Source organism: Streptomyces sp. NPDC048389, assembly GCF_040706335.1.
Classification (GTDB): Bacteria; Actinomycetota; Actinomycetes; order Streptomycetales; family Streptomycetaceae; genus Streptomyces.
Genome location: NZ_JBEZKP010000052.1, coordinates 19866 through 40809 on the forward strand (window position 1 = coordinate 19866; position 20944 = coordinate 40809).

Genomic DNA, 20944 nt, shown 5'->3' on the forward strand with positions numbered 1-20944 from the left:
CATGCAGAACCTGTTCGTCTCCTACATGCGCACCCTCGTCCCCTACGGCGTCGCCCTGGTCCTCACCGCCACAGGCTGGCTCGGGATCCCGGTGGACAGCACCGCGGCGGCCGGCGCCGTCTCCCTCGGCCTGGGCGCCCTGTACTACGCGGTGTTCCGCGCGCTCGAGGAGCTCGCCGAGCGGATGGCCTGGCAGCCCCTGCAACTGGCCGCCGGGTTCCTGCTGGGGTGGGCGCGGCCGCCGGCGTATGAGAAGCCGCCCGTGATGGCGATCCGGATGAAGCTCGACAGGTCCGTCATGCAGGAGGACATCGACGAGTTCGTGCGCCGCCTCGGCAGCAAGCTCGACAACGACGACCGGGGCCGACCGTGACCACGCCGCCGGGCCACGGAGTGGTCATCACCGCGACGCAGATGTACCAGGAGCTACGGCGCCACAACGACCTGCTGGTCAAGCTGTGCGAGAAGCTCGACCGCGGCCGCTACGAAGAACGGATCACCGCCCTGGAACACCGCGTCTGGTGGCTCTCCGGCGCCGCCACCGTCGCCGGAGCCGCCCTCGGCCGGCTACTACCGCTGTAGAACCGCACCGGCACCGGATGGCCGCCACTACTCTGCCCGGATGCAGACGTACGAGATCACGTACAGGGTCCTGCCCGCGGGTGTCGGGCCGGACGACTACGAGCCTGCCGACCTCGAGCAGCGCACCGGCCAGTTCCAGTTACCCGACCCAGGCCCCGAGGACCACTGCGAGGTCAACGGCCAGCAGCACACGTACGGACCGTCGGTACCGGCCCTGCAGGCCGAGGTGGCCAAGACGCTACAGCCCGGCGAAACACCGATCATCAACCTACCGAAGCTGCGGAAGATCAACTGATCCGGCGCTCAGCGCCCTCGAGCCGCACCAGATAGCGCGCACGGTCACAGCATGAACACCGCCCTCTGCTCTCCCCCTCGGGGAGAGCAGAGGGCGCGTTTCTCATGTCCGGAACGCGCCCTTGCCCTCCCTGCGACCTACTGCTGCAATTTCGAGAAATGTCAGTGAGAGGGGAAGCGTCATGAAGCTACGCTTTATCGGCACCACCTCGGGCGGAGGGAACTGCCCGACGCTGTACGAGACCGACCGCGGCACCATCGTCGTCCAGGGCTACCGCGTGACCGACGAGGAAGCCCTCACCCAGCTCCGGGACGTCCTCGAAGGTGAGACATTCGTCGAGGTCCCCCGGGAGCTGCTCACCCGTTTCGCGCCGAAGGAGTGACGTGCCCGACCTGATCACCGGCAAGGCGTTCGGCCGCCTCTTCGAGGACTTCGAGCACACGGCCTGGCGGTTGGAGACCCGCACGGCCTACACCGTCGATGAGGAGCAGGAGCCGTTCGCCCGCCATCGGCGGGGTGAGAATCCCGGCACCGACTGGTTCCAGCCGTGGCTGGACACGATGCGGTTCGGTATCGAGCGGGGTAAGCGCATCGAGCGGGTGCGTGTGGTGCCTGAAGTGCTCACTGACTACCTGGAGTTCGAGCTCTGGCTGTGCCAGTTCAACGTCCAGGTCGGCGAGGACATCCGGTATCTGGCGCAGGACCAGGCGGACAAACTTGGGCTCCCTCGGTACGACTACTGGCTCTTCGACTCCTGCCGTCTCGGCCGAATGCACTTCACCGAGGACGGCGTCCCCCTCGGCACTGAGATGATCAACGACCCGGCCGAGGTCGTCAGACACAGTTACCTGCGTGACGCTGCCTGGCATCACGCCATCCCGTATGCCGACTATGTCGCCAGGCGGACCGCTGCCCTGTGACAAAGATCCACGAAGCGCGTGAAGCGCTTGGCCAGCGCCTCCGTGAGCTCCGCCGTGAAGCAGCACTCAACGGCAAGGGGCTGGCGGAGGCGTTGGGCTGGCCGGCCAGCAAGGTCAGCAAGATTGAACTCGGGCGCCAGAACCCATCCGAGGCGGACGTCGCCGCGTGGGCCGCCGCTTGCGGTGCCACGGATGCCGCTCCGGGACTTGTCGCGGCTCTTCGGAACCTCGAGACCCAGTACGCGGACTGGCGCCGCCAGCTCCGCAATGGGACCAAGCTGCGGCAGCAGGCATTGGCTGAGGTCGACGCTGCTACTCGCGTGATCCGAGCCTTTGAGAACACGTGGGTGCCCGGTCTGCTGCAGACCCCGGAGTACGCGCGCTGCCGCCTCGCCGAGGTGGTGGATCTGTACGGCATCACCAATGACATCGACGCGGGCGTCCAGGCCCGCATGGAACGGCAGAACGCCCTCTACCAGCCGGGGCGTCGCTTCCACTTCGTCATCACCGAGGCGGTGCTGCGGTACGGCACGGCACCGCGTGACGTCATGGCCGGCCAGATCGACCGTCTGGTGAGCGCCTCGTCCCTGAGTTCGGTACGCCTGGGCATCGTGCCGTTCGGCATTCGCCTCCCGGTGAGCCCGCTCCACGGCTTCTGGCTGTTCGACGACCAGATCATCATGGTGGAGACGTTCGCCGCAGAGATGCGCCTGACCCAGCCTGAGGAACTCCGCCTGTACCGGGCTGTCTTCGATCGGCTGGCAACCATGGCCCGATACGGCGCGGACGCCCGGCAGCTCCTCACTCAAGCCCTCGACGCGCCGTCGCAGCAACCTCCGGGCGAGTTCGAGAAATAGCGAGCAATCCGCTCGGGCTTTCTTTGCAAGCTCCCTACGGTCAGTGACAGGAAAGTCACTGCGACCTGAGGGACGCCCGATGATCTGCATCTATTGCGACCAGGCAGGTGCTGACCGCCTGATAGCGCTCGTGCCTTCCAACAGCGGCCCAGGCTGGGCACGCCATGCACACGCCTCTTGCGCGGATGCCCGCGGAGTCAAGGCCCTCGACGAGCGCCTGCCCGCCACAGAGCGCGACTCGGCCGCATCCAAGAGGGCGGCGTGACGTCTGCCGCCTCCCTGCCGCCCATCGGCACCCCGGCGACCGCTGACACGGCCCCGGGGCACGGCCAACGCTGACAAGGAGCGTTCGCATGCAGCAACGTACCGCCGCACAAGGAGCCAGCGCAGCCCCGGGCCACGACCCGAGACCGGTCGACATCGCCACTATGCGCAACACCGCCCGCCGGGTGCTCAGCCTCGAGAAGCCGCCGACGCGCGATGACCTCGAGATGCTGACCGCTGCGCTTCGCGGGCACGTGCAGCTCCTGGTCCCCGAGATCGATGCCCTCATCCGCGCCCAGCCCGCCGGCGATCTGCACGCCGGGATCGCTCGGGTCGGCATCGAAGAGGCGTCGCGCAGGCTGACCACGCCGCTCGGCTTCGGCCCGGATGCCGCCTACCGGTGCGCCCGGAAGCTCGCCCTGTCCGTCTGCTCGCTGTGCGACCACTACGAGCACCTGCGCCCGCCGGCCAGTTGAGCTCGACACCCCATGATCGCCCGCCCCGGGTCGACTCCAGGCAGGACCGTGCCCGGGGCGGGCTGCAAGGACAGACACGTCCCACGAGAGAGGACACCACGATGGGCACCATCAGCAACGGCATCAGCAGCAAGGCGTACGAGAACGTCAACGCGCCCGGGCTGGACTGGCGCAAGTCGAGCCGGACCGACCTGGACCCGATCCTCAAGGACTGCGTGATCGTCGCCGAGGCGCCGGCCGCTCAGGGCCACCCGCACTTCAGCATCCCGGACGGCACCCGCATGCTCGCCTTCTCGGACGACAAGGACGACAACAGCCCCGTACTCCTCTACAGCCGCGCGGAGTTCACCAAGTTCGCCGAGGGCATCAAGGCCGGCGAGTTCGACGACCTCATGGCCACCGACGCGGAGATGGAGCAGGCTGCCGCAGTCGTGGCCGCCTGACCATGGACGCCGCCCAGGTCACGCAGGCATTCGCGCACGTGCAGAGCCAGTTCGGCCGGACGCCGTGCCGCGAGTGCCACAGCACGCAGACCGTCGCCCTGGTCTACCTGGGAGCCGTCGTCGTCTCGTGCGAGGCCTGCGGAGGAGCGACCCCTGTGGGCCGCCTCGTCCACACTGAGCGTCCGAGCGGCCGGTCCTGACCCCGTCCTCGGCCGCCCACTACGGCCCCGCTCGCTCCTCGTCCCCCGTCGTGGAGCGAGCGGGGCTCACTCGTACGAGGTCCGCCAGTCGCACGCCGACCGCGTCGGCGATCTGCAGCAGCAGCCCGAGCCCGGGATCGCTGGTGCCCGCCTCGATCCGGTGGATCGTCTTGCGGTCCGCGCCGACCAGCTCGCCGAGGCGCTCCTGGCTCAGGCGTGCGTGCAGCCGCGCCTCACGGATGCGCTCGCCGATCATCTGGCGGCGTACGAGTACCCAGGCGGGCGGCGGGTCAGAGGGCACCCAGCCACGCTCTGTTGATCATGAGTAGATGTCTGTACCTGGCCAGGTACTTTTACGGAAGCCGGAACCGGCCCGTCCACCTCACCTGGGATGACGCGGTTTCACCTAGAAATCCCTGGTCAGATAGGCAACCCTAAGCCATTCGAAAGTTCATTCGAATTACTGTCTGTGCTCTTGAAAATACGTTTCGGCCACGTAAGGTACGTACTTCAAGTCACGCGTGGCATATGCCTGCGCCCCCTTGGCGTGCCCCCACGGCATCCTTGCATGATCGGGAGGTCTGATGTCTGAGCTGATGTCCGGCGTCGCCCTGGGGGTGAGTACGGCGTGAAGGAGGCTGGTTCGACGAGCCTCGGCGACCGTCTGGACGCGATCGAGCAGGCCCTGCAGGTAGCACGCCAGGAGAGCCGGCCCGAGCGGCGGGAGCAGCTCCTGAACGTAGTGGGCCGGGCGGCTCAGGCCGCGCGCACCGAGCACCAGGCCGCCGAGGAGGCGCAGCGCAAGCGCCCCGCGTTCCGGGTGATCCAGGGTGGGGCCGTCGCCGCCACGCTCGCCGGAGTCGGCGCAGGGATGCGGAGCTACTGGCTGCAGCACAGGCCCACGACCGTCGCCCTGGCGGGTGCCGCGGTGAGCGTCAGTGCGCTGTTGTACTTCGCTCTGGACGGCGGCCCGCGAAAGCATCCCAGCGGCGAAGAGCTCGTCCCCTCACCTGCGGTGACGGTGGCTCATACCGAACAGGCCGAGCGGGACCGCACCCCCGAGCCGTGGCCGGCGACTTCGCCCACGCCGCCCGTCGGCGAGCCGACCGCCCCTGTCGTGCCCGTCGACGAGGCCGAGCCAACCGGCCGCGAGATACCAGCAGCAGAGTCCAGCAAGCCTGCCGGCTCGGACAGCCCCACTGCCGAGCCACCACGCCCAGGCCGCGGAACCGGCCCCGCGGTCCCGCCCGGGCTGGACCGCGACGGCGAAGGAATGCGGCCCCACAGCGGCGCGCACGCCTCCCTACGCGGCTAGCGGCCGGCGCTCCAGACGGACGGTCTCCGGGTCGAACCCGGGGCCTCTGCGGTCCGTCGGAAGGATCGCCACCCTGAACAGGTCGCGCACGACCTCGCTCCGGACGGTGACCGGCTCGGCCTTCCACTGCTCCCAGGTGTAGCCGACCATCCGCGCGAGCCGGCGCTGCTGCGCGGTGGCGGCGAGCTTGAGACGCAGCTCCGCGATCTCTGTGTCGAACGAGGCGAGACCGGTCAGCGCCATGCTGATGTCGATGTCCGGGTTCCTGGCGAGGTTGTCGAGCTGCTCCTTCGTCTGGCGCTTGCGCCGCTCGAGTTCGGTGATCTGCGCGCTGACGCTCTTGCCCTCGTCGCCGCCCTGGGCGTGCAGCTCGGTGATGAACCGCGGGTCGTTCAGCAGGCTGAGCACCTTGCCGTCGACGAACGCGTCGACGTGGTCGGTCTTCCGGGAGACCTTCTTGCAGACGGGGCAGTAGTACTGGGTGTACCGGGTGCGGCGCTGCGGCTTGTCCTTGCCGCCGACGGGTCGGCCGCGCATCGTCGCGCCGCAGCCGCCGCAGTCCGCGACCGTCGAGAGCATGTACTTCCGTTCCCGCCCGGGGTAGGGGTTCTCCTTCGCGTTCCGCTCGTACTGGGCCTTGATGTCCTGCCACGTCTCGGGACTGATGATCGGCTTCCACGCTGCCTTCTTCAGCACCCCGTCGTGCAGGAGGAGACCGGCGATCCGCGGGCTGAGGACGTAGTCCCGCCACGTCTTGGCGGTCCACGGGTTCCCGGCGGTCGTCGTGCACTTGGTGTTCAGCCACCGGATGACGCCGATCTGGGACAGGCCGGCCAGCTGGCGTTCGACGCCTTCGGCCGCGTACGCGGCTTCCTCGGGGACGTGCTGGGTGAGGTCATAGATCGGGACCTCCACCGTCTCGCCGGTCTTCGCGTCCGTCTTCTTGCGGGTGCCGGTCTGCACACCGAAGCCGAAGGGCCGGTGCCCGCCGACTTGGCTGAGCCCCTTGGCGGCCCGGACGGTGAGGCCGTTGCGCACCCGGCGGGAGGTGTTGTCCGACTCCCGGCATGCCTGCGCGACTTCGATGCGCAGGACGAACCGGTCTTCGGGGTTGTCGAGGTTGCGGACGCCGGACACGGAGGCCAGTCGCAGGTCCCTGCTGTCCGCGATGGCCAGGAGCCGCTCGAGGTCGTACGGCTGCCGCATGAGCCGGTCGCCGTGGTAGACGAGGATGCGGTCGATCTCACCGGCCTCGAGAGCCTTCAGCAGCGCCGCCCAGCCCGGCCGCTTCCGGTGACGCTGCCACGCGGAGCGCGAGTTGTCCTTGAAGACGTGGGCTTCCGATATCGCCCACCCGAGCTGCACCGCCCGCTCGCGGCACTGGGTCTCCTGGCGGTCGACCTTCTCGAGCGAACCGTCCGGCGCGTAGCTCAACCGGCAGTAGATACCGGCCCGTTGCGGCAGGGCTTCAGTCATGCCGGTAGTGTATGAGATAGCTGGGGGGCAAGCGAGATCGCTCCCGGCTCGTGCACGGTGGTCGCCGACCATCCCGCGCTGCGGGAGCGGTCCGGCCGTTGAACGGTTCCCCGGTGTACGGGCCGTTGAACGGTTCCCCGGTGTACGGGCCGTTGAACGGTTCGGGCCCCGGTTGCGTACTTCCCGGTACCGCCCAGTAGTTTGACCGGCTAGGTTCGACCGGCGGTCGGCCGCCGGTCGACCGGTGAGCTGACCGGCCACTCAGCAGGGCTATTGGTTGCCGTGTAACGCATCGGCTCTGGAGGCACATTGTTGCGGCGCATCAACGGAACAGCACTCATCATCGCGGCCCTGGTCGTCACGGTCGGCGCACTCGCCTTCCCCGTGTGGTCCTACGCCGACCGTTCCGGCACCGGTCAGGACAATCTCAACGCCTCGAGTGTGGCAACCCAGTGGGGGCCTCTGTCGGCCACCGACCGCGACTTCCTGGTCAAGGTACGGCTGGCCGGCCTGTGGGAGCTGCCCGCCGGACAGCAGGCGATCGAACGCGCGCCCACGGAAGCGATCAAGGCCACCGGCGACCACCTCGTCGTCGGCCACACCGACCTGGACGAGCGGGCACGCAGAGTCGCCGCACAGCTCGGCGTCGAGCTGCCCAACCAGCCCACCGAGCAGCAGCAGGGCTGGCTGCGGGAGCTGTCAGCGGCACAGGGAGAGGAATACGAGCGCAAGTTCGCGCAGATCCTGCGGACCGCGCACGGCAAGGTGTTCGCGCTGATCGCCGAGGTCAGGCACACCACCCGCAACACGCTGATCCGGCAGCTCGCGACGGACGCCAACCAGACGGTGCTCGACCACATCACCATGCTGGAGCAGACCGGCCGAGTCGACTTCGACGCCATCGCCAACGGCGAGGCCGCCACCGCGACGGCCAGCCCGAGCGGCCCGCCGCCGCCGGACGGCAACCTGCCCCCGTCACCGTCGGCGGTCAGGCCGACGGGCGACCAGTCGTTCACGTCCCGGCCGACACCGCAGCCGGGTGCGCCCACGGCGATCAACACCGACCGTCCGGCACCGCAGGACCCCGTCCCGGCGGGGTGAGAGGTCCCGGCGGGCCTTCCCGACCGACCGGGAGGGCCCGCGCCGCGCCGGAGGCCCGCGCGAACCCGGAGGGGTCCTGCCGGCCCGGAGGTCCTGCCGGCCCGGAGGGGTCCTGCCGGCCCGGAGGGGTCCTGCCGGCCCGGAACCTCAAATGAAGCTCTGAAGGTCCCCTCCTCCGGATTCACCTCGCCGTGACGGGGCCATGACCCCAGCACGTCACACGTCGGGCGTGAGCGGAAGAGGGGGACCATGGAACTCGGTATCGGAATCGGCTGGCGACCGGAGATCGCGGAGACCGTGGAGCGGCTGCCGGGACTCGACTGGGTCGAGGTGGTCGCCGAGAACATCTGCCCCGGCCATCTCCCGCCCGCGCTGCTCCGGCTGCGCTCACGCGGCGTCCGCGTCGTCCCGCACGGCGTCTCGCTCGGTCTCGGCGGCGCGGACCGGCCGTCGCAGCGGCGGCTCGCCGATCTGGCCGAGCGGGCCCAGGCACTGGGGGCACCGCTGGTCACCGAACACATCGCGTTCGTACGGGCGGGCGGCGCGCGAACCGCCTCCCCAGCCCTGGAGGCCGGCCATCTGCTGCCCGTCCCCCGCACCCGGGACGCGCTGGGGGTCCTGTGCGAGAACGTACGCATCGCCCAGGACTCGCTGCCGGTGCCGCTGGCGCTGGAGAACATCGCGGCGCTGATCTCCTGGCCCGGCGAGGAGCTCACCGAGGGGCAGTTCCTCGCGGAGCTCGTCGAACGGACCGGCGTTCGGCTGCTGATCGATGTGGCCAACCTCCACACGAATCACGTCAACCGCGGCGAGGATCCGTCCCAGGCGCTGGACGAACTGCCGGTCGAGGCGATCGCCTACGTCCATGTCGCGGGCGGCATCGAACGCGACGGCATCTGGCACGACACGCACGCGCACCCGGTGACGCGTCCGGTCCTGGACGTCCTGTCCGCCCTCCGGGCCAGGGTGAACCCGCCGGGGGTGCTGCTGGAGCGCGACGACGACTTTCCGGCGGGGCCGGAGCTGGAGGGCGAACTGGCGACGATCCGGGCGACGTTGGCAGCGGCGGGTGGTGGCGGGGCCCCGGGCACGCCCGCGGCGGGCCGTTCCCTCACCCCGACCCTTACCGAACCGGGGGCTCCTCCCCCTCGGCCTGGCGGCCCGGGGGCATCCCGGCCGGGCCCCCGCGCCTCGATGACCGGCGAGGCCGACCCGTCAGCACGTCCGGCGATGGCCCGTCCGGCGATTGAGGACCCAGCGCGAAGCGCGGCACGGGGTCAAGGGCCCGTCCCGGTCACGGGAGTGGGCGAAGTGGGGGGACGGTCCCGCGCAGCGGCCCACCACGCGGCCGCACCCGCCACCACCGCCCCCCGCGAAGCCGCCCGCGAGCGCCTCGCACTCGCCCAGGCCGCCCTGCTGTCCGCGCTCGTCGCGGGCACCCCCGCGCCCGAGGGCTTCGACGCACGCCGCCTCCGCGTGCAGAGCCGCGCGCTCGCCGCCAAGCGGGCGGACGTCGTCGCGAAGGTCGCGCCCGAGCTGCCGGAGATCCTCGGCGAGGGCTACCGTTCGGCGTTCCTCGCGTACACCGGGAACCGCCCCATGCACGCCGGCTACCGGCGTGACGCCCTCGAATTCGCCGAGCACCTGCTCGCCGCCGACCGCGTCCCGGACGGCGAGGCCCGCCGCAGGCTGACGCTCTGGTGGCAGGAGCGCGCAGCCCCCCGGCCCCCGCGCAGGACGACCCGGCTGATGCGGGCGGCGCGTGCCGCGCTCGCGGGGAGGAGAGCGGCATGACACTGCTCGCTTGGGCCGTGTATCTCGCCGTCGGCGTTTCGTCGGTCCTGCTGATCGTCCGGGTCTCCGCGGCCCGCCCCGCCGCCCGGACCGCCGGGGCGCAGGTGCACGACGTCTACGAGGCTGCCTTCCTCGCGGGCGGCCCGGCCCGGGTCGTCGACACCGCGCTTGCCGCGCTGCACGCGGACGGGCGGCTCGCCGTCGGCGGGCCCGGGATCGTGTCCGTGCTGCGGCCGACCGCTCGGGACCCGGTGGAGCGCGCGGTCTTCGCCGAGCTGGCGTCCGCGCCGAACGGCGCGTGGGACACGGTGCGACGCCGGGCGATGCTTGGTTCGGCCGTGCAGGAGGTGGGCGACGTGCTCGCCACGCGCGGCCTGATGGTGCCGCCCTCACCACCCGGTGTCACACGACTCGTCTCCTGGGGCCTGGCCCAGACCGTGCTCTGTGTGATCGGAGTACCGGCCTCGATCATCGTCACGGTCATCGAGTCCGTGAGTGACCCGTTCGTCGATCACAGTACGCCGTTCGTCTTCCTGGTCTTCCCGGCCCTGGCGGCCGGTGCCGTGATCGGCGGTCTGCTGGCGGGCCGCGCGCGGCGGCGCGTCACACGGGCCGGGCTCAGGGCCCTGCGCTCGTACCGGGCCGAACGTCCGCGGCCACAGACGCCTGCCGACGCGGTCGCCCTGAACGGGTGGCGCGGGGTGCCGGACCCGGTGCTGCGGGCGGCGCTGACCGCCTCGGCCCGGTCCCGTACGGCGCCGGCGGGCCACGGCGGCTCGTCGTCGGAGAGCTTCCACCTCGTCGGTGAGCCCGTGTGGTGCGCCGGTTCCGCCCCCGGCTCAGGGGGGTGCGGCAGCTCCGGCGGCGGTTCGGGCTGTGGCGGGTCCGGAGGGTCGGGTTCCAGCTGCGGCGGCGGCTCATCCGGTTCCAGCTGCGGCGGCGGCTCCTCGGGCTCCAGCTGCGGCGGCGGCTCCTGACGGGCGGGCATCGGGGTGAATGACGCCGACACCGCCGATCGGTGCTTTACTTCGCGCACCGCCTCTGCGAGAGATCCCCTTCGTCCCATGGCCGTCGCCGGCCGCCCGCGCACGAAGGGAACGCGATGCGCACATCCGCGAAGTACGGGGCCGTGGCGGGCCTCGGTTCCTTGGTCCTCACCTCGATCGCCGTCGCCCCCGCGGGCGGAACGACCACGACCGATGCCGAGTCCCGCGGCACCGTGGTGGCAGCCGAGCGCGCCGCCGCGGCCGGTATCGATTTCGGCCGCTGCCCCGCCGTCGAGAAGCTGCCCGACCCGGTCCGGTGCGGCACTGTCAAGGTCCCGCTCGACTACGCCGACCCGTCGGGGCGTCAGATCGAACTGACCGTCAGCCGCGTGGCGGCGCACGGCAAGAGGTCCGAGCGGCAGGGCGCCTTCATCTACAACCCGGGCGGCCCCGGCGCCTCCAGCATGACGTTCCCGCTGGCGGCCGAGCTGCCCGAGTGGAAGCGGATCGCCGAGGCGTACGACATCGTGGGCTACGCGCCCCGCGGCGTCGGCCGGTCCGCGCCGCTGTCGTGCCAGAACCCGCAGGACTTCCTCAAGGCGCCCACACAGGCCCCGACCCACCCGTCCCTCTCGTACAAGAAGGAGCGCATCGCGCAGGCCCGTGCGTACGCCGAAGGCTGCGCGGAGCGCAACGGCGCGGCACTGCGCCACTACACGTCGCTGAACAACGCCCGCGACCTCGACGTCCTGCGGGCGGCACTGGGCGAACGGAAACTGACCTTCATGGGCGCCTCGTACGGCACCTACTTCGGCGCCCTGTACGCGACGATGTTCCCGTCACATGTGCGCCGTATGGTCTTCGACTCCGCGGTCGACCCGGACCCGGAGCAGATCTGGTACCGCAACAACCTGGACCAGTCGGAGGCGTTCGAGAGCAGGTGGGCCGACTTCCGCGCCTGGGTGGCCCAGCACCACGAGACCTACGGGCTCGGCCCGACGGCCGAGGACGTGGCCCACAGCTACGAGAAGGCGCGCGCCCGGCTCGCGGCGGAGCCCGCGGGCGGCACGGTCGGCCCCGGCCAGCTGCACGCGGCCTTCCTCGGAACCGGCTACTACGACGGCTACTGGCCGCTGCGGGCCACCGCGCTGTCGGAGTATCTGAAGGGCAACCCCGAGCCACTGATCACCCAGGCGGCGCCGGACAAGAAGAGCGCGAAGGCCGCGGAGAACGGCACCGCCGTCTACACGGCGGTCGAGTGCAACGACGCCCCGTGGCCGGAGGACTGGCTGACCTGGGACCTCGACAACTCGCTGCTGGCACGGCGCGCGCCGTTCGAGACGTGGGACAACGTCTGGATGAACCTGCCGTGCGCCTTCTGGCCCGCGCCGCGGCAGCAGCCGCTGGACGTGCGCACCGCACCCGGTGAGCTGCCGGCCACGCTGATCCTGGCCGCCGAACGGGACGCGGCCACTCCGTACGCGGGGGCGCTGGAGCTCCAGCGGCGGCTGGCGGGCTCGGTGCTGATCACGGAGGAGGACGCGGGCACGCACGGTATCGGCGGCGGCAGCAACGCCTGCGTCAATGACCATCTGGAGGACTACCTGCTGCGGGGAGAGACGCCGGTGCGGCGCGCATCATGCGCGCCGCACCCGGAGCCGGACCCGGTGTCGCTGGACCGGCGGGCGGAGCAGCGGAAGCTGCCGCACACCGTCTGATCTTCCGGGTCACATGGACGGCTGGGTGTCCGCCCTGGTGGGGCGGAAACCCGGCCGTCAGGTTTTTCGAGGCCCGGGTGAGGTTACGCGAACGTCGCCCGCACTTTCCGGGCCCGGGCGAGGTACGCGAACCCGCCCGTCCGGTTTCCGGGACCCGGGACCCGGGGAAGGTTACGCGAGCCCGGCCACCAGGTCCGCCACGTCCTTGCGGCGGCCGGTGTAGAACGGCACCTCTTCGCGGACGTGCATCCGGGCCTCGGAGGCGCGCAGGTGACGCATCAGGTCGACGATGCGGTACAGCTCGTCCGCCTCGAAGGCCAGGAGCCACTCGTAGTCGCCGAGCGAGAACGACGCGACCGTGTTGGCGCGCACGTCCGGGTAGCCGCGGGCCATCTTGCCGTGGTCGGCGAGCATCCGGCGGCGGTCCTCGTCGGGCAGCAGGTACCAGTCGTAGGAGCGCACGAAGGGGTAGACGGAGACGTAGTTGCGGGGCGTCTCGTCGGCCAGGAACGCCGGGATGTGCGACTTGTTGAACTCGGCGGGCCGGTGCAGCGCCATGTTCGACCAGACCGGCTCGAGGGAGCGGCCGAGACGGGTGCGGCGGAAGCGATTGTACGCGTCCTGCAGTTCGTCAGCGGTCTCCGCGTGCCACCAGATCATGACGTCGGCGTCGGCGCGCAGCCCGGAGACGTCGTACGTGCCGCGCACGGTGACGTCCTTGGCGGCGAGCTGGTCGAACAGCTCCTGGACCTCCTCGGCGTAACCGGAGCGGTCTTCGGGCAGCACGTCGCGCAGCTTGAAGACGGACCACAGCGTGTACCGGATGACCTCGTTGAGGTCCTTGGCCTTCTTGCCCGCGTTCGGAATCTTTTCTGGCGCACTCATACGGCTATTGTCCCGCCTCGTGTTCCGTGCCCCGCGCCAGGGTCGGCGTGGCGAGGATCTCGTCGGCCGCGCGCTGCCCGCTCGCGATGCAGGCGGGGATGCCGACCCCGTCGTACACGGCGCCGCAGACCCGCAGGCCGGGCACCTTGGCGACCTCGTCGCGGATGCGGGCGACCCGGGCGAGGTGTCCGACGGGGTACTGGGGCAGGCCGCCGGTCCAGCGGGTGACCTCGGCGGCCACGGGTTGCGCGGTGAGGCCGACCGCGGCGCCGAGGTCGGCCAGGGAGAGGTCGACCAGCTCGGCGTCCTCGCGTTCGAGGGCCTGCTCCTCGCCGTAGCGGCCGACGGAGGTGCGCAGCACGAAAAGGTCGCCCGCGCTCCGGTCGACCCAGCCCCACTTGTTGGACGAGAACGTGGACGCCTTGATCGTGCGGCCGTCCACGGGCGGGACGAGGAACCCGCTGCCGGCCGGCATCCCGGCCGTGTCGGCGCGCCGGAACGCCATGGTGACCAGCGCCATCGAGGCGTACTCGACGTGCCCGAGCCCGGTCGCCGCGGCCGGGCACTCACCGGCGAGGAGCGCCGAGGCGGACCAGGCGGGCGTCGCGAGCACGACGGCGTCGGCGTCGAACGTGTCCCGGTCGGTGCGGACCCGCCAGCCGGCGGCGGTACGGGCCAGGCCGAGGACGGGTGCCTCGGTGCGGATGTCGCCGCCCTGCGCGCGTACGGCGCCGGCGACGGCGCCCGGCAGCGTGCCGATGCCGCCGTCGAGGCCCATGAAGACCGGCCCGCCGTGCTGCTGCGCGGCGGCTTCGGCCTGGACGGCGCGGACGCCGTCGAGCAGCGAACCGTGGGTCCTGGCCGCCTCGAACAGCCGGGGCACGGCCGCGCGCATGGAGATGCGGTACGCGTCGCCCGCGTACACCCCGCCGAGCAGCGGTTCCACGAGCCGGTCGACGACCTCCCGGCCGAGGCGCTCGGCGACGTACGCGCCGACGGCCACGTCGTCGCCGATCTCGGCCGGCGGGAGGTCCTTCTCGTGCTCGATACGGGACAGGCCCTCCGGTGAGAGCAGCCCGGCCAGGGCCGACGCGTCGCCCGGGACGCCCATCACATGGCCCTTCGGCATCGGCCGCAGGGCGTCGCGGGTCCACACCGCGGAGGCCGCCGTGGCCGGTGGCTCGAGGCGGTCGCCGAGGCCGACCGCCCGGGCGAGGCCGGTGCCCTCCGGGCGGCGGGCGAGCATCGACTCGGCGCCCAGGTCGACGCGTACGCCCTCGATCTCCCCCGACAGCAGCTTGCCCCCGACCCGGTCGGTGGCCTCGAGGAGGGTGACGCGCACGCCGGAGGCGAGCAGCCGGTGCGCGGCGGCGAGACCGGCGATGCCGCCCCCGGCGACCACGACATGGCGCGCAGGTGTGTCCACGTTCATGGCCCAACTCTCTCAAACCCCGTTCCGAGTCCTGACCGTGACCGCTTCGGGACCGGAATCCGGCAACCCGCGGCGGGGGCTCGTACGTCGAACCTGCGACTTGTCGCCACACATCCCCCGGGGGGCCGGTATGGGTTCACGACGTACATGCGCGGTGCTGCTTCTCACCGCCTCGCTCGCCCTTGCGGGGTGCGGCGCGGGCGGTTCGGACTCCGGCGACGAGGCTCGGAGCGCGGCGAAACCCGCCGCGCAGGAGGAGCGGGACGGGGCTGCGGGCTCCGGCTACGCGGCGGACGAGGCCGCCGGGCAGCCGGCGGAGGGCAGGGCCCCTGCGAAGCCGGCCGCGGCGCCGCAGGCCCACGTCATCCGGACCGCCACGCTGGAGGTGGAGGTGGAGAACGCCACGAAGGCGCTCGCCGCCGCCCGCACGACGGCGCTGGCCGCCGGCGGTCATGTGGAGAACGAGACCACGGAACGGATCGACGACACCCACGTCACCTCCCACGTCGTTCTCCGCGTCCCGCAGGAGCGGTACGACTCCGTGCTGACTGAACTGGCGGGCGTGGGAAAGCTGTTGGCCCGCAAGGCCGACGCCAAGGACGTCACCGACCAGGTGGTGGACGTGGAGAGCCGCATCGCGACGCAGCGGGCGAGCGTGGCGAGGGTGCGGGAGCTGATGGAGCGGGCGACGAAGCTGGCCGACGTCGTCACCCTGGAGGGGCAGTTGAGCAGCCGTCAGGCGGACCTGGAGTCGCTGCTGGCGCAGCAGGCCGCGCTGAAGGACCGCACCTCGATGGCGACGATCACGCTGACGCTGTCGGAGCGGGAGCGGCCGGAGTCCGGGAAGGACGACGACCCGGGTTTCCTGGACGCGCTCGGCGGGGGCTGGGACGCGCTGACGGCGACGCTGCGCTGGACCGCGGTGGTCATCGGCGCGGTGGCGCCGTTCGCGGCCGTGGCGGCGGTGTTGTACGCGGTGTGGCGGTGGCTGGTGCGGCCCCGGCTGCCCCGGCGGCCGGTCCCTGCCACGGCGGCCGCTCCCCGGGCGGTGGAGGACTGAACAGCCTCTTCCCCGTAGCGTGTTCCCCATGACGACGACCGAGCGCCTGGTGATCATCGGGGGCGACGCGGCGGGCATGTCCGCCGCGTCGCAGGCACGCAGGATGAAGGGCCCGGACGAGCTGGAGATCGTCGCGTTCGAACGCGGCCACTTCAGCTCGTTCTCCGCGTGCGGCATTCCGTACTGGGTGAGCGGCGACGTCGGCACACGCGAGGAGCTGATCGCGCGCACGCCGCAGGAGCACCGCGAGCGCGCCATCGATCTGCGGATGCGCACCGAGGTGACGGAGATCGACGTCCCGGGCGGCCGGGTGCGCTCGCGCGACCTGGAAACCGGCGAGGAAGCCTGGACCGGCTACGACAAGCTGGTGATCGCCACCGGCGCCCGGCCGGTCCGCCCCGCACTGCCCGGCATCGACGCGCCCGGCGTGCACGGTGTCCAGACCCTCGACGACGGCCAGGCCCTGCTGGACACCCTCGACCGCACCGACGGGCGCCGCGCGGTCGTCGTCGGCGCCGGATACATCGGCGTCGAGATGGCGGAGGCCCTCCTGAAGCACGGCTACGAGGTCACGGTCGTCGACCGCGGCGAGCAGCCGATGGCCACCCTCGACCCGGACATGGGCCGGCTGGTCCACGACGCCATGTCGGGCATGGGCATCACGACGGTCCCCGGCACGGCCGTCACCGCGATCGTGACCGGTGCCGACGGCCGGGTCCGTGCGGTCGCGACCGACGACGCCGAGTACCCGGCGGACGTGGTCGTCCTCGGCATCGGCGTCGCGCCGGAGACCGCCCTCGCCCGCGCGGCCGGCCTGCCGCTGGGCAGCCACGGGGGCCTGCTCACCGATCTGGCGATGCGGGTCCGCGGCCATGACGACATCTGGGCGGGTGGCGACTGCGTCGAGGTCCTCGACCTCGTCTCCGGCCGCGAACGCCACATCGCGCTCGGCACCCACGCCAACAAGCACGGCCAGATCATCGGCGCGAACGCGGGCGGCGGCTACGGCACGTTCCCCGGCGTGGTCGGCACCGCCGTCAGCAAGGTCTGCGAACTGGAGATCGCCCGCACGGGCCTGCGCGAGAAGGACGCCCGGGCAGTGGGCCTGCAGTACGTGACCGCGACGATCGAGTCGACGAGCCGGGCCGGCTACTTCCCCGGCGCTGCCCCGATGACGGTCAAGATGCTGGCGGAGCGCCGTACGGGCCGGCTGCTGGGCGTGCAGATCGTGGGCCGGGAGGGCGCGGCGAAACGCGTGGACATCGCGGCGGTGGCCTTGACGGCCGGCATGACGGTCGAACAGCTGACGGCCCTGGACCTCGGCTACGCCCCGCCCTTCTCCCCCGTCTGGGACCCGGTCCAGGTGGCTGCCCGCAAGGCGACGTCGGCGGTGCGGGCAGCGGGCGCGTAACGCCTGCGGCAAGGCTCCCGCTCTGCGCGATCAGCCGGCAGGGCCGTTCAAGCCCCGTCGGCACCCGAGCCGCGGGGAAGCACGGCCTCGCCGACGTTCGAGGCGCAGGGTCCGGGGCGGAGCCCGGGAACGGGTCCGGGCGGAGACCGGTTTCGGGAAGGGGCGGGTAGGGGAGAAGGCGCCGCGCAGCGGCCCCTCCCTGCGCCGCACCTACCGCGCCGCGCCTCCCTGCGCCGCGCCTACCGCGCCGCCCCTACCACGCCGCACCTACCGCGCCGCGCTACCGCGCCGTCTGCTCGTGCACGTCCGCCACCAGCCGCGTCAGCGCGTCCGGCTCCGTCGTCGGCAGCACCCCGTGCCCCAGGTTGAAGATGTGGCCCTCGAGACCCGCCGCCGCGTCCAGCACCTCACGGGTCTTCGCACGCACCGCCTCCGGCGTGGAGAACAGCACCGCCGGGTCCAGGTTGCCCTGGAGCGCCTTGCCGGGACCGACTCGGCGCACGGCCTCGTCCAGCGGGACGCGCCAGTCGACACCGACCACGTCCGCGCCCGCCTCGCCCATGAGGCCCAGCAGCTCCCCCGTACCGACGCCGAAGTGGATGCGCGGGACGCCGTAGGACGCGACGGACTCGAAGACCTTCACCGACGCGGGCATCACCGAGCGCCGGTAGTCGGCGGGGGCCAGCGCACCCACCCACGAGTCGAAGAGCTGCACCGCCGACGCGCCCGCCTCGATCTGGACCTTCAGGAAGGCGGAGGTGATCTCCGCGAGGCGGTCCAGCAGGTCGGCCCACAGCTGCGGGTCGCCGTACATCAGGGCCTTGGTGTTCTCGTGGTTGCGCGACGGGCCGCCCTCGACGAGGTAGCTCGCCAGCGTGAACGGCGCCCCGGCGAACCCGATGAGCGGGGTCGCTCCGAGCTCGCCCGTCAGAATGCCCATCGCCTCGGTGACGTACGAGACGTCGTCGGGCGTGAGGTCGCGCAGCCGCGCGAGGTCGGCGCGCGTCCGGATCGGCTCGGCGACGACCGGGCCGACGCCGGGCTTGATGTCGAGATCGATGCCGATCGCCTTGAGCGGCACGACGATGTCGCTGAAGTAGATCGCGGCGTCGACCTTGTGCCGCCGTACCGGCTGAAGGGTGATCTCCGCGACGAGATCGGGCCGCATGCACGACTCGAGCATCGGGATGCCCTCGCGGACTTTCAGGTACTCGGGCAGTGAGCGCCCCGCCTGCCGCATGAACCAGACCGGCGTGTGAGGCACCGGCTCCCGGCGGCACGCCTTCAGGAAGGCGGAGTCGTACGTCTTCGTCTGCTTGCCCGCGGGGCTGTGGTTGGCGCTCACGCGTTGAATCTTCGCATGTGCGCGGGAAGTGCCTGCCCCGGCATGGGTGTCCCTCCCTGCGCAAAGCTCCCGTTCCGCCTACTCTTCCCCGCATGGCTGCGGCTCAGGGACACTTTTCCGATCATTCCAACGGCGCTGACGACAAGGAGAGCGTGGGACCGGGTGCCGAATCGAGCGCCGTCCCGCGTGCGTTCCGCCAGGCGGTCGAGTCGCTGCGGTCGGCCCGGCTACGACCGGAGATCGAGATCGATCCGACGCGGCCCCCGCAGCGGCTCGCGCCGCACGCGTACGCGCTGGAGGCGGCGGTCGTCGACGGCGAGGACGATCTCGCGGACGGGCGCCTCGTACTGCTGCACGAGCCGGCCGGCCATGACGCGTGGCAGGGCACCTTCCGGCTGGTGACACTGGTGCGCGCGGAGCTGGAGCCGGAAATGGCCGCCGACCCCCTCCTGCCGGAGGTGTGCTGGTCGTGGCTGACGGGCGCGCTGGAGGCACGCGGGCTGTCGTACGGGGAGCCGAGCGGCACCGTCACCCGCGCGGGGTCTCACTATTTCGGTGGACTTGCCGAGCGCCGTCCGGCGACGCAGATCGAGATCCGCGCGTCGTGGACCCCCAGGGAGGGCCCGGGCGGTGTGCCGGACACCGCCGCACATCTGGTGGCCTGGTGCGATCTGCTCTGCCAGGTGGCCGGACTGCCTCCGTCGCCGGCCGGTCCGGCGGACAACGCGACGGGCGTGGTGACACTGCCGCAGCGCCGCGGCCCGCAGCAGCCCTGAATCGGGGCGCGACCGGGGCACGGGAGACTGGCACGCGGCCGTACCCAGGAACGACGCCTGGAGCGGTCGCTCGTAGGATGATCGATCGCCTGTCCGAATTGCCCCGATTGTTACTCACCAAATCGTGATCATTCTCTAAAGGCGGACGGGTTGGCTGCCGAAGAGGTCAATGACCCAACTGCACGGTTCGCCCCCGGCTTCATCCCCGAGCCGGCCCCGTCCCGCACCTTTCCAGGAGGCCTGGTGTCCGTTCTTCTCGAGCAGCCCGCAAGCCTGGTCGCCTACCGCCCGAACAAGCCGACGGCCATGGTCGTCGTGGCCGACCCGCGCGTCCGTTCCACCGTCACCCGCCACCTGTGGGCGCTCGGGGTCCGTGACGTCATCGAAGCGTCGTCCATCGCGGAGGCCCGTCCCCGCGTCGGCAACCCGCGCGACATCTGCGTTGCCGACGTCCACCTGCCCGACGGTTCCGGGCTGACCCTGCTCTCCGAGACCCGCGCGGCAGGCTGGCCCAACGGGCTGGCGCTGTCGGCCGCCGACGACATCGGCGCCGTCCGCAACGCCCTGGCCGGCGGCGTCAAGGGTTACGTCGTCACCGGCACCCGTACCAACATCGGCCACCCGACCCGCCCCGGCGCCGCCCCCATCGGCGCCGCGGCCAACCGTATGCACCGCCGCCCCCCGGGTGCCCCGAGCCACCCGGGCGGCTACCGGGAACTGTCCGGCCGCGAGGTGGAGGTACTGCGCCTCGTCGCGGAAGGCCAGTCCAACAAGGCGATCGGCGTCTCCATGGGCCTGTCCGCGCTGACCGTCAAGAGCCACCTGGCCCGTATCGCACGCAAGCTGGGCACGGGCGACCGCGCGGGAATGGTGGCGGTCGCCCTGCGCACCGGCATCATCCACTGAACCGCTCCGCTTCCCCCGGCGCCCGTCGACGGAACGTTCCGTCGACGGGCGCGTGCCGTTCAGAGACACCCTCGGCGGTGCCGGAGCGGTCATGACTGCACGAGGACCGCGGGCCCTCTTGCGTGCTGCCCACGGGGGATCCAGGCGGACCGTTACGCCGTTGCCGAAGATCGAGTCGTGCAGCTCCATTTCGACACGTCGTGCTGGTCGATGTGATCGACTGTCAGGCCGGACAGTCCCCCTGGCCCAGTCCGAAGGCCGCCGGACACGCCGGAGCACACTCCCTCACGCTCTGCGCGCCCTCGATGCACGCCGGCACGACCGCGCCGCTGGACGCCCGCGCCTCCGGCCGCCGCCGTCGAGCCGGCAGCTTCGCACGTCGAACCGAGCGCGCGCACGAGGCCCCAGGTGGCCGGCTCCGCAGCACACCGCGCCACCAAGGCCCCGAGCCCCGGCCAGAGCCACCGAGGCCGCGACGGTGCTCGGGTACCCCGAGATTCCGGTCACCCCGTCCTGCAACGCCACCTCCGGCGTCCCCCACCGCGGGGCGTCGACCGGGGCGTCGGGCAGCCCTCCTGCCCGTGGGCGCCGCCGCGATCTCGACCAAGGCAGGCGGCGGCACGCCCGCGGGGCACCCGGGAGCAGCAATCGCAGCCCGCCATGAGATGTACGGAGCACCGTTTTCCCAGGTCAGGCGATTCT

22 protein-coding genes are annotated in these 20944 nt (G+C 71.7%); 17 read left to right on the forward strand and 5 right to left on the reverse strand.

Features of this window, described 5'->3' with window-relative positions:
* Position 1 precedes the first annotated feature (1 nt).
* The 8 genes from AB0903_RS27410 (at position 2) to AB0903_RS27445 (ending at position 3837) form a co-directional block, all read left to right on the forward strand.
* Entirely contained in the window at positions 2-373 is a 372-nt protein-coding gene (locus tag AB0903_RS27410) for a hypothetical protein (protein ID WP_366707247.1), read from the forward strand.
* Positions 370-582, forward strand: a complete 213-nt coding sequence (locus AB0903_RS27415; protein WP_366707249.1) for a hypothetical protein — start codon at positions 370-372, stop codon at positions 580-582. Before AB0903_RS27410 ends, AB0903_RS27415 begins: the two co-directional genes overlap by 4 nt.
* A 40-nt stretch (positions 583-622) precedes the next feature.
* Positions 623-877, forward strand: coding sequence for a hypothetical protein (locus AB0903_RS27420; protein WP_366707251.1), 255 nt, complete (start codon positions 623-625; stop codon positions 875-877).
* A gap of 181 nt (positions 878-1058) precedes the next feature.
* A complete protein-coding gene (locus AB0903_RS27425) occupies positions 1059-1259 on the forward strand; it encodes a hypothetical protein (protein ID WP_366707253.1) in 201 nt (66 codons plus the stop codon).
* Between the two features lies 1 nt (position 1260).
* Positions 1261-1797: a DUF6879 family protein gene (locus AB0903_RS27430; protein WP_366707255.1), complete on the forward strand. Its 537-nt coding sequence runs from the start codon at positions 1261-1263 to the stop codon at positions 1795-1797.
* Entirely contained in the window at positions 1794-2654 is an 861-nt protein-coding gene (locus tag AB0903_RS27435) for a helix-turn-helix transcriptional regulator (protein WP_366707257.1), read from the forward strand. The genes AB0903_RS27430 and AB0903_RS27435 overlap by 4 nt, the downstream gene beginning before the upstream one ends.
* A gap of 353 nt (positions 2655-3007) precedes the next feature.
* The gene (locus AB0903_RS27440; RefSeq protein WP_366707259.1) at positions 3008-3394 is read left to right on the forward strand and encodes a DUF6415 family natural product biosynthesis protein; all 387 of its coding nucleotides are present in this window, start codon (positions 3008-3010) and stop codon (positions 3392-3394) included.
* 101 nt (positions 3395-3495) lie between these two features.
* Positions 3496-3837 carry a DUF397 domain-containing protein gene (locus tag AB0903_RS27445; RefSeq protein WP_366707261.1) on the forward strand — a complete coding sequence of 114 codons (342 nt, stop codon included), beginning with the start codon at positions 3496-3498 and terminating at the stop codon, positions 3835-3837.
* A gap of 219 nt (positions 3838-4056) precedes the next feature.
* Here AB0903_RS27445 and AB0903_RS27450 read toward each other — a convergent pair whose 3' ends face one another.
* Positions 4057-4338, reverse strand: coding sequence for a helix-turn-helix transcriptional regulator (locus AB0903_RS27450; RefSeq protein WP_366707263.1), 282 nt, complete (start codon positions 4336-4338; stop codon positions 4057-4059).
* Between the two features lie 327 nt (positions 4339-4665).
* Between AB0903_RS27450 and AB0903_RS27455 the strand changes: the two genes are divergently transcribed.
* On the forward strand, positions 4666-5352 hold the full coding sequence (locus AB0903_RS27455) for a hypothetical protein (RefSeq protein WP_366707265.1): 687 nt from the start codon (positions 4666-4668) through the stop codon (positions 5350-5352).
* Here the strand turns inward: AB0903_RS27455 and AB0903_RS27460 are convergent.
* Entirely contained in the window at positions 5341-6828 is a 1488-nt protein-coding gene (locus AB0903_RS27460; RefSeq protein WP_366707266.1) for a recombinase family protein, read from the reverse strand. The two genes, AB0903_RS27455 and AB0903_RS27460, sit on opposite strands and share 12 nt — an antisense overlap.
* Before the next feature lie 312 nt (positions 6829-7140).
* Here AB0903_RS27460 and AB0903_RS27465 point away from each other — a divergent pair, with 312 nt between their 5' ends.
* The 4 genes from AB0903_RS27465 (at position 7141) to AB0903_RS27480 (ending at position 12427) form a co-directional block, all read left to right on the forward strand.
* The gene (locus AB0903_RS27465) at positions 7141-7929 is read left to right on the forward strand and encodes a DUF4142 domain-containing protein (RefSeq protein ID WP_366707268.1); all 789 of its coding nucleotides are present in this window, start codon (positions 7141-7143) and stop codon (positions 7927-7929) included.
* A 249-nt stretch (positions 7930-8178) separates the two neighbouring features.
* Complete coding sequence (locus AB0903_RS27470) at positions 8179-9723, forward strand: DUF692 domain-containing protein (RefSeq protein ID WP_366707270.1); 1545 nt, start codon at positions 8179-8181, stop codon at positions 9721-9723.
* On the forward strand, positions 9720-10700 hold the full coding sequence (locus AB0903_RS27475) for a TIGR04222 domain-containing membrane protein (RefSeq protein WP_366707272.1): 981 nt from the start codon (positions 9720-9722) through the stop codon (positions 10698-10700). The genes AB0903_RS27470 and AB0903_RS27475 overlap by 4 nt, the downstream gene beginning before the upstream one ends.
* 125 nt (positions 10701-10825) lie before the next feature.
* Positions 10826-12427 (forward strand): alpha/beta hydrolase, encoded by a 1602-nt coding sequence (locus tag AB0903_RS27480; RefSeq protein ID WP_366707274.1) that lies wholly within the window; start codon positions 10826-10828, stop codon positions 12425-12427.
* Between the two features lie 171 nt (positions 12428-12598).
* Here the strand turns inward: AB0903_RS27480 and hemQ are convergent, their stop codons facing one another.
* The gene (gene hemQ, locus AB0903_RS27485; protein WP_366707276.1) at positions 12599-13312 is read right to left on the reverse strand and encodes a hydrogen peroxide-dependent heme synthase; all 714 of its coding nucleotides are present in this window, start codon (positions 13310-13312) and stop codon (positions 12599-12601) included.
* 4 nt (positions 13313-13316) lie between these two features.
* The gene (gene hemG, locus AB0903_RS27490) at positions 13317-14744 is read right to left on the reverse strand and encodes a protoporphyrinogen oxidase (protein ID WP_366707278.1); all 1428 of its coding nucleotides are present in this window, start codon (positions 14742-14744) and stop codon (positions 13317-13319) included.
* A gap of 130 nt (positions 14745-14874) precedes the next feature.
* Between hemG and AB0903_RS27495 the strand changes: the two genes are divergently transcribed.
* Positions 14875-15804, forward strand: coding sequence for a DUF4349 domain-containing protein (locus AB0903_RS27495; RefSeq protein ID WP_366707280.1), 930 nt, complete (start codon positions 14875-14877; stop codon positions 15802-15804).
* 28 nt (positions 15805-15832) lie between these two features.
* The gene (locus AB0903_RS27500) at positions 15833-17215 is read left to right on the forward strand and encodes an FAD-dependent oxidoreductase (protein ID WP_366707282.1); all 1383 of its coding nucleotides are present in this window, start codon (positions 15833-15835) and stop codon (positions 17213-17215) included.
* A gap of 280 nt (positions 17216-17495) precedes the next feature.
* Here AB0903_RS27500 and hemE read toward each other — a convergent pair whose 3' ends face one another.
* On the reverse strand, positions 17496-18560 hold the full coding sequence (hemE, locus tag AB0903_RS27505) for a uroporphyrinogen decarboxylase (protein WP_366707284.1): 1065 nt from the start codon (positions 18558-18560) through the stop codon (positions 17496-17498).
* A gap of 92 nt (positions 18561-18652) precedes the next feature.
* Here hemE and AB0903_RS27510 point away from each other — a divergent pair, with 92 nt between their 5' ends.
* Together AB0903_RS27510 and AB0903_RS27515 are read left to right on the forward strand one after the other, a co-directional pair.
* A complete protein-coding gene (locus AB0903_RS27510) occupies positions 18653-19336 on the forward strand; it encodes a DUF3000 domain-containing protein (protein ID WP_366707286.1) in 684 nt (227 codons plus the stop codon).
* Positions 19337-19579: 243 nt separating this feature from the next.
* A complete protein-coding gene (locus AB0903_RS27515; RefSeq protein WP_005310513.1) occupies positions 19580-20242 on the forward strand; it encodes a response regulator transcription factor in 663 nt (220 codons plus the stop codon).
* Positions 20243-20944 lie beyond the last annotated feature (702 nt).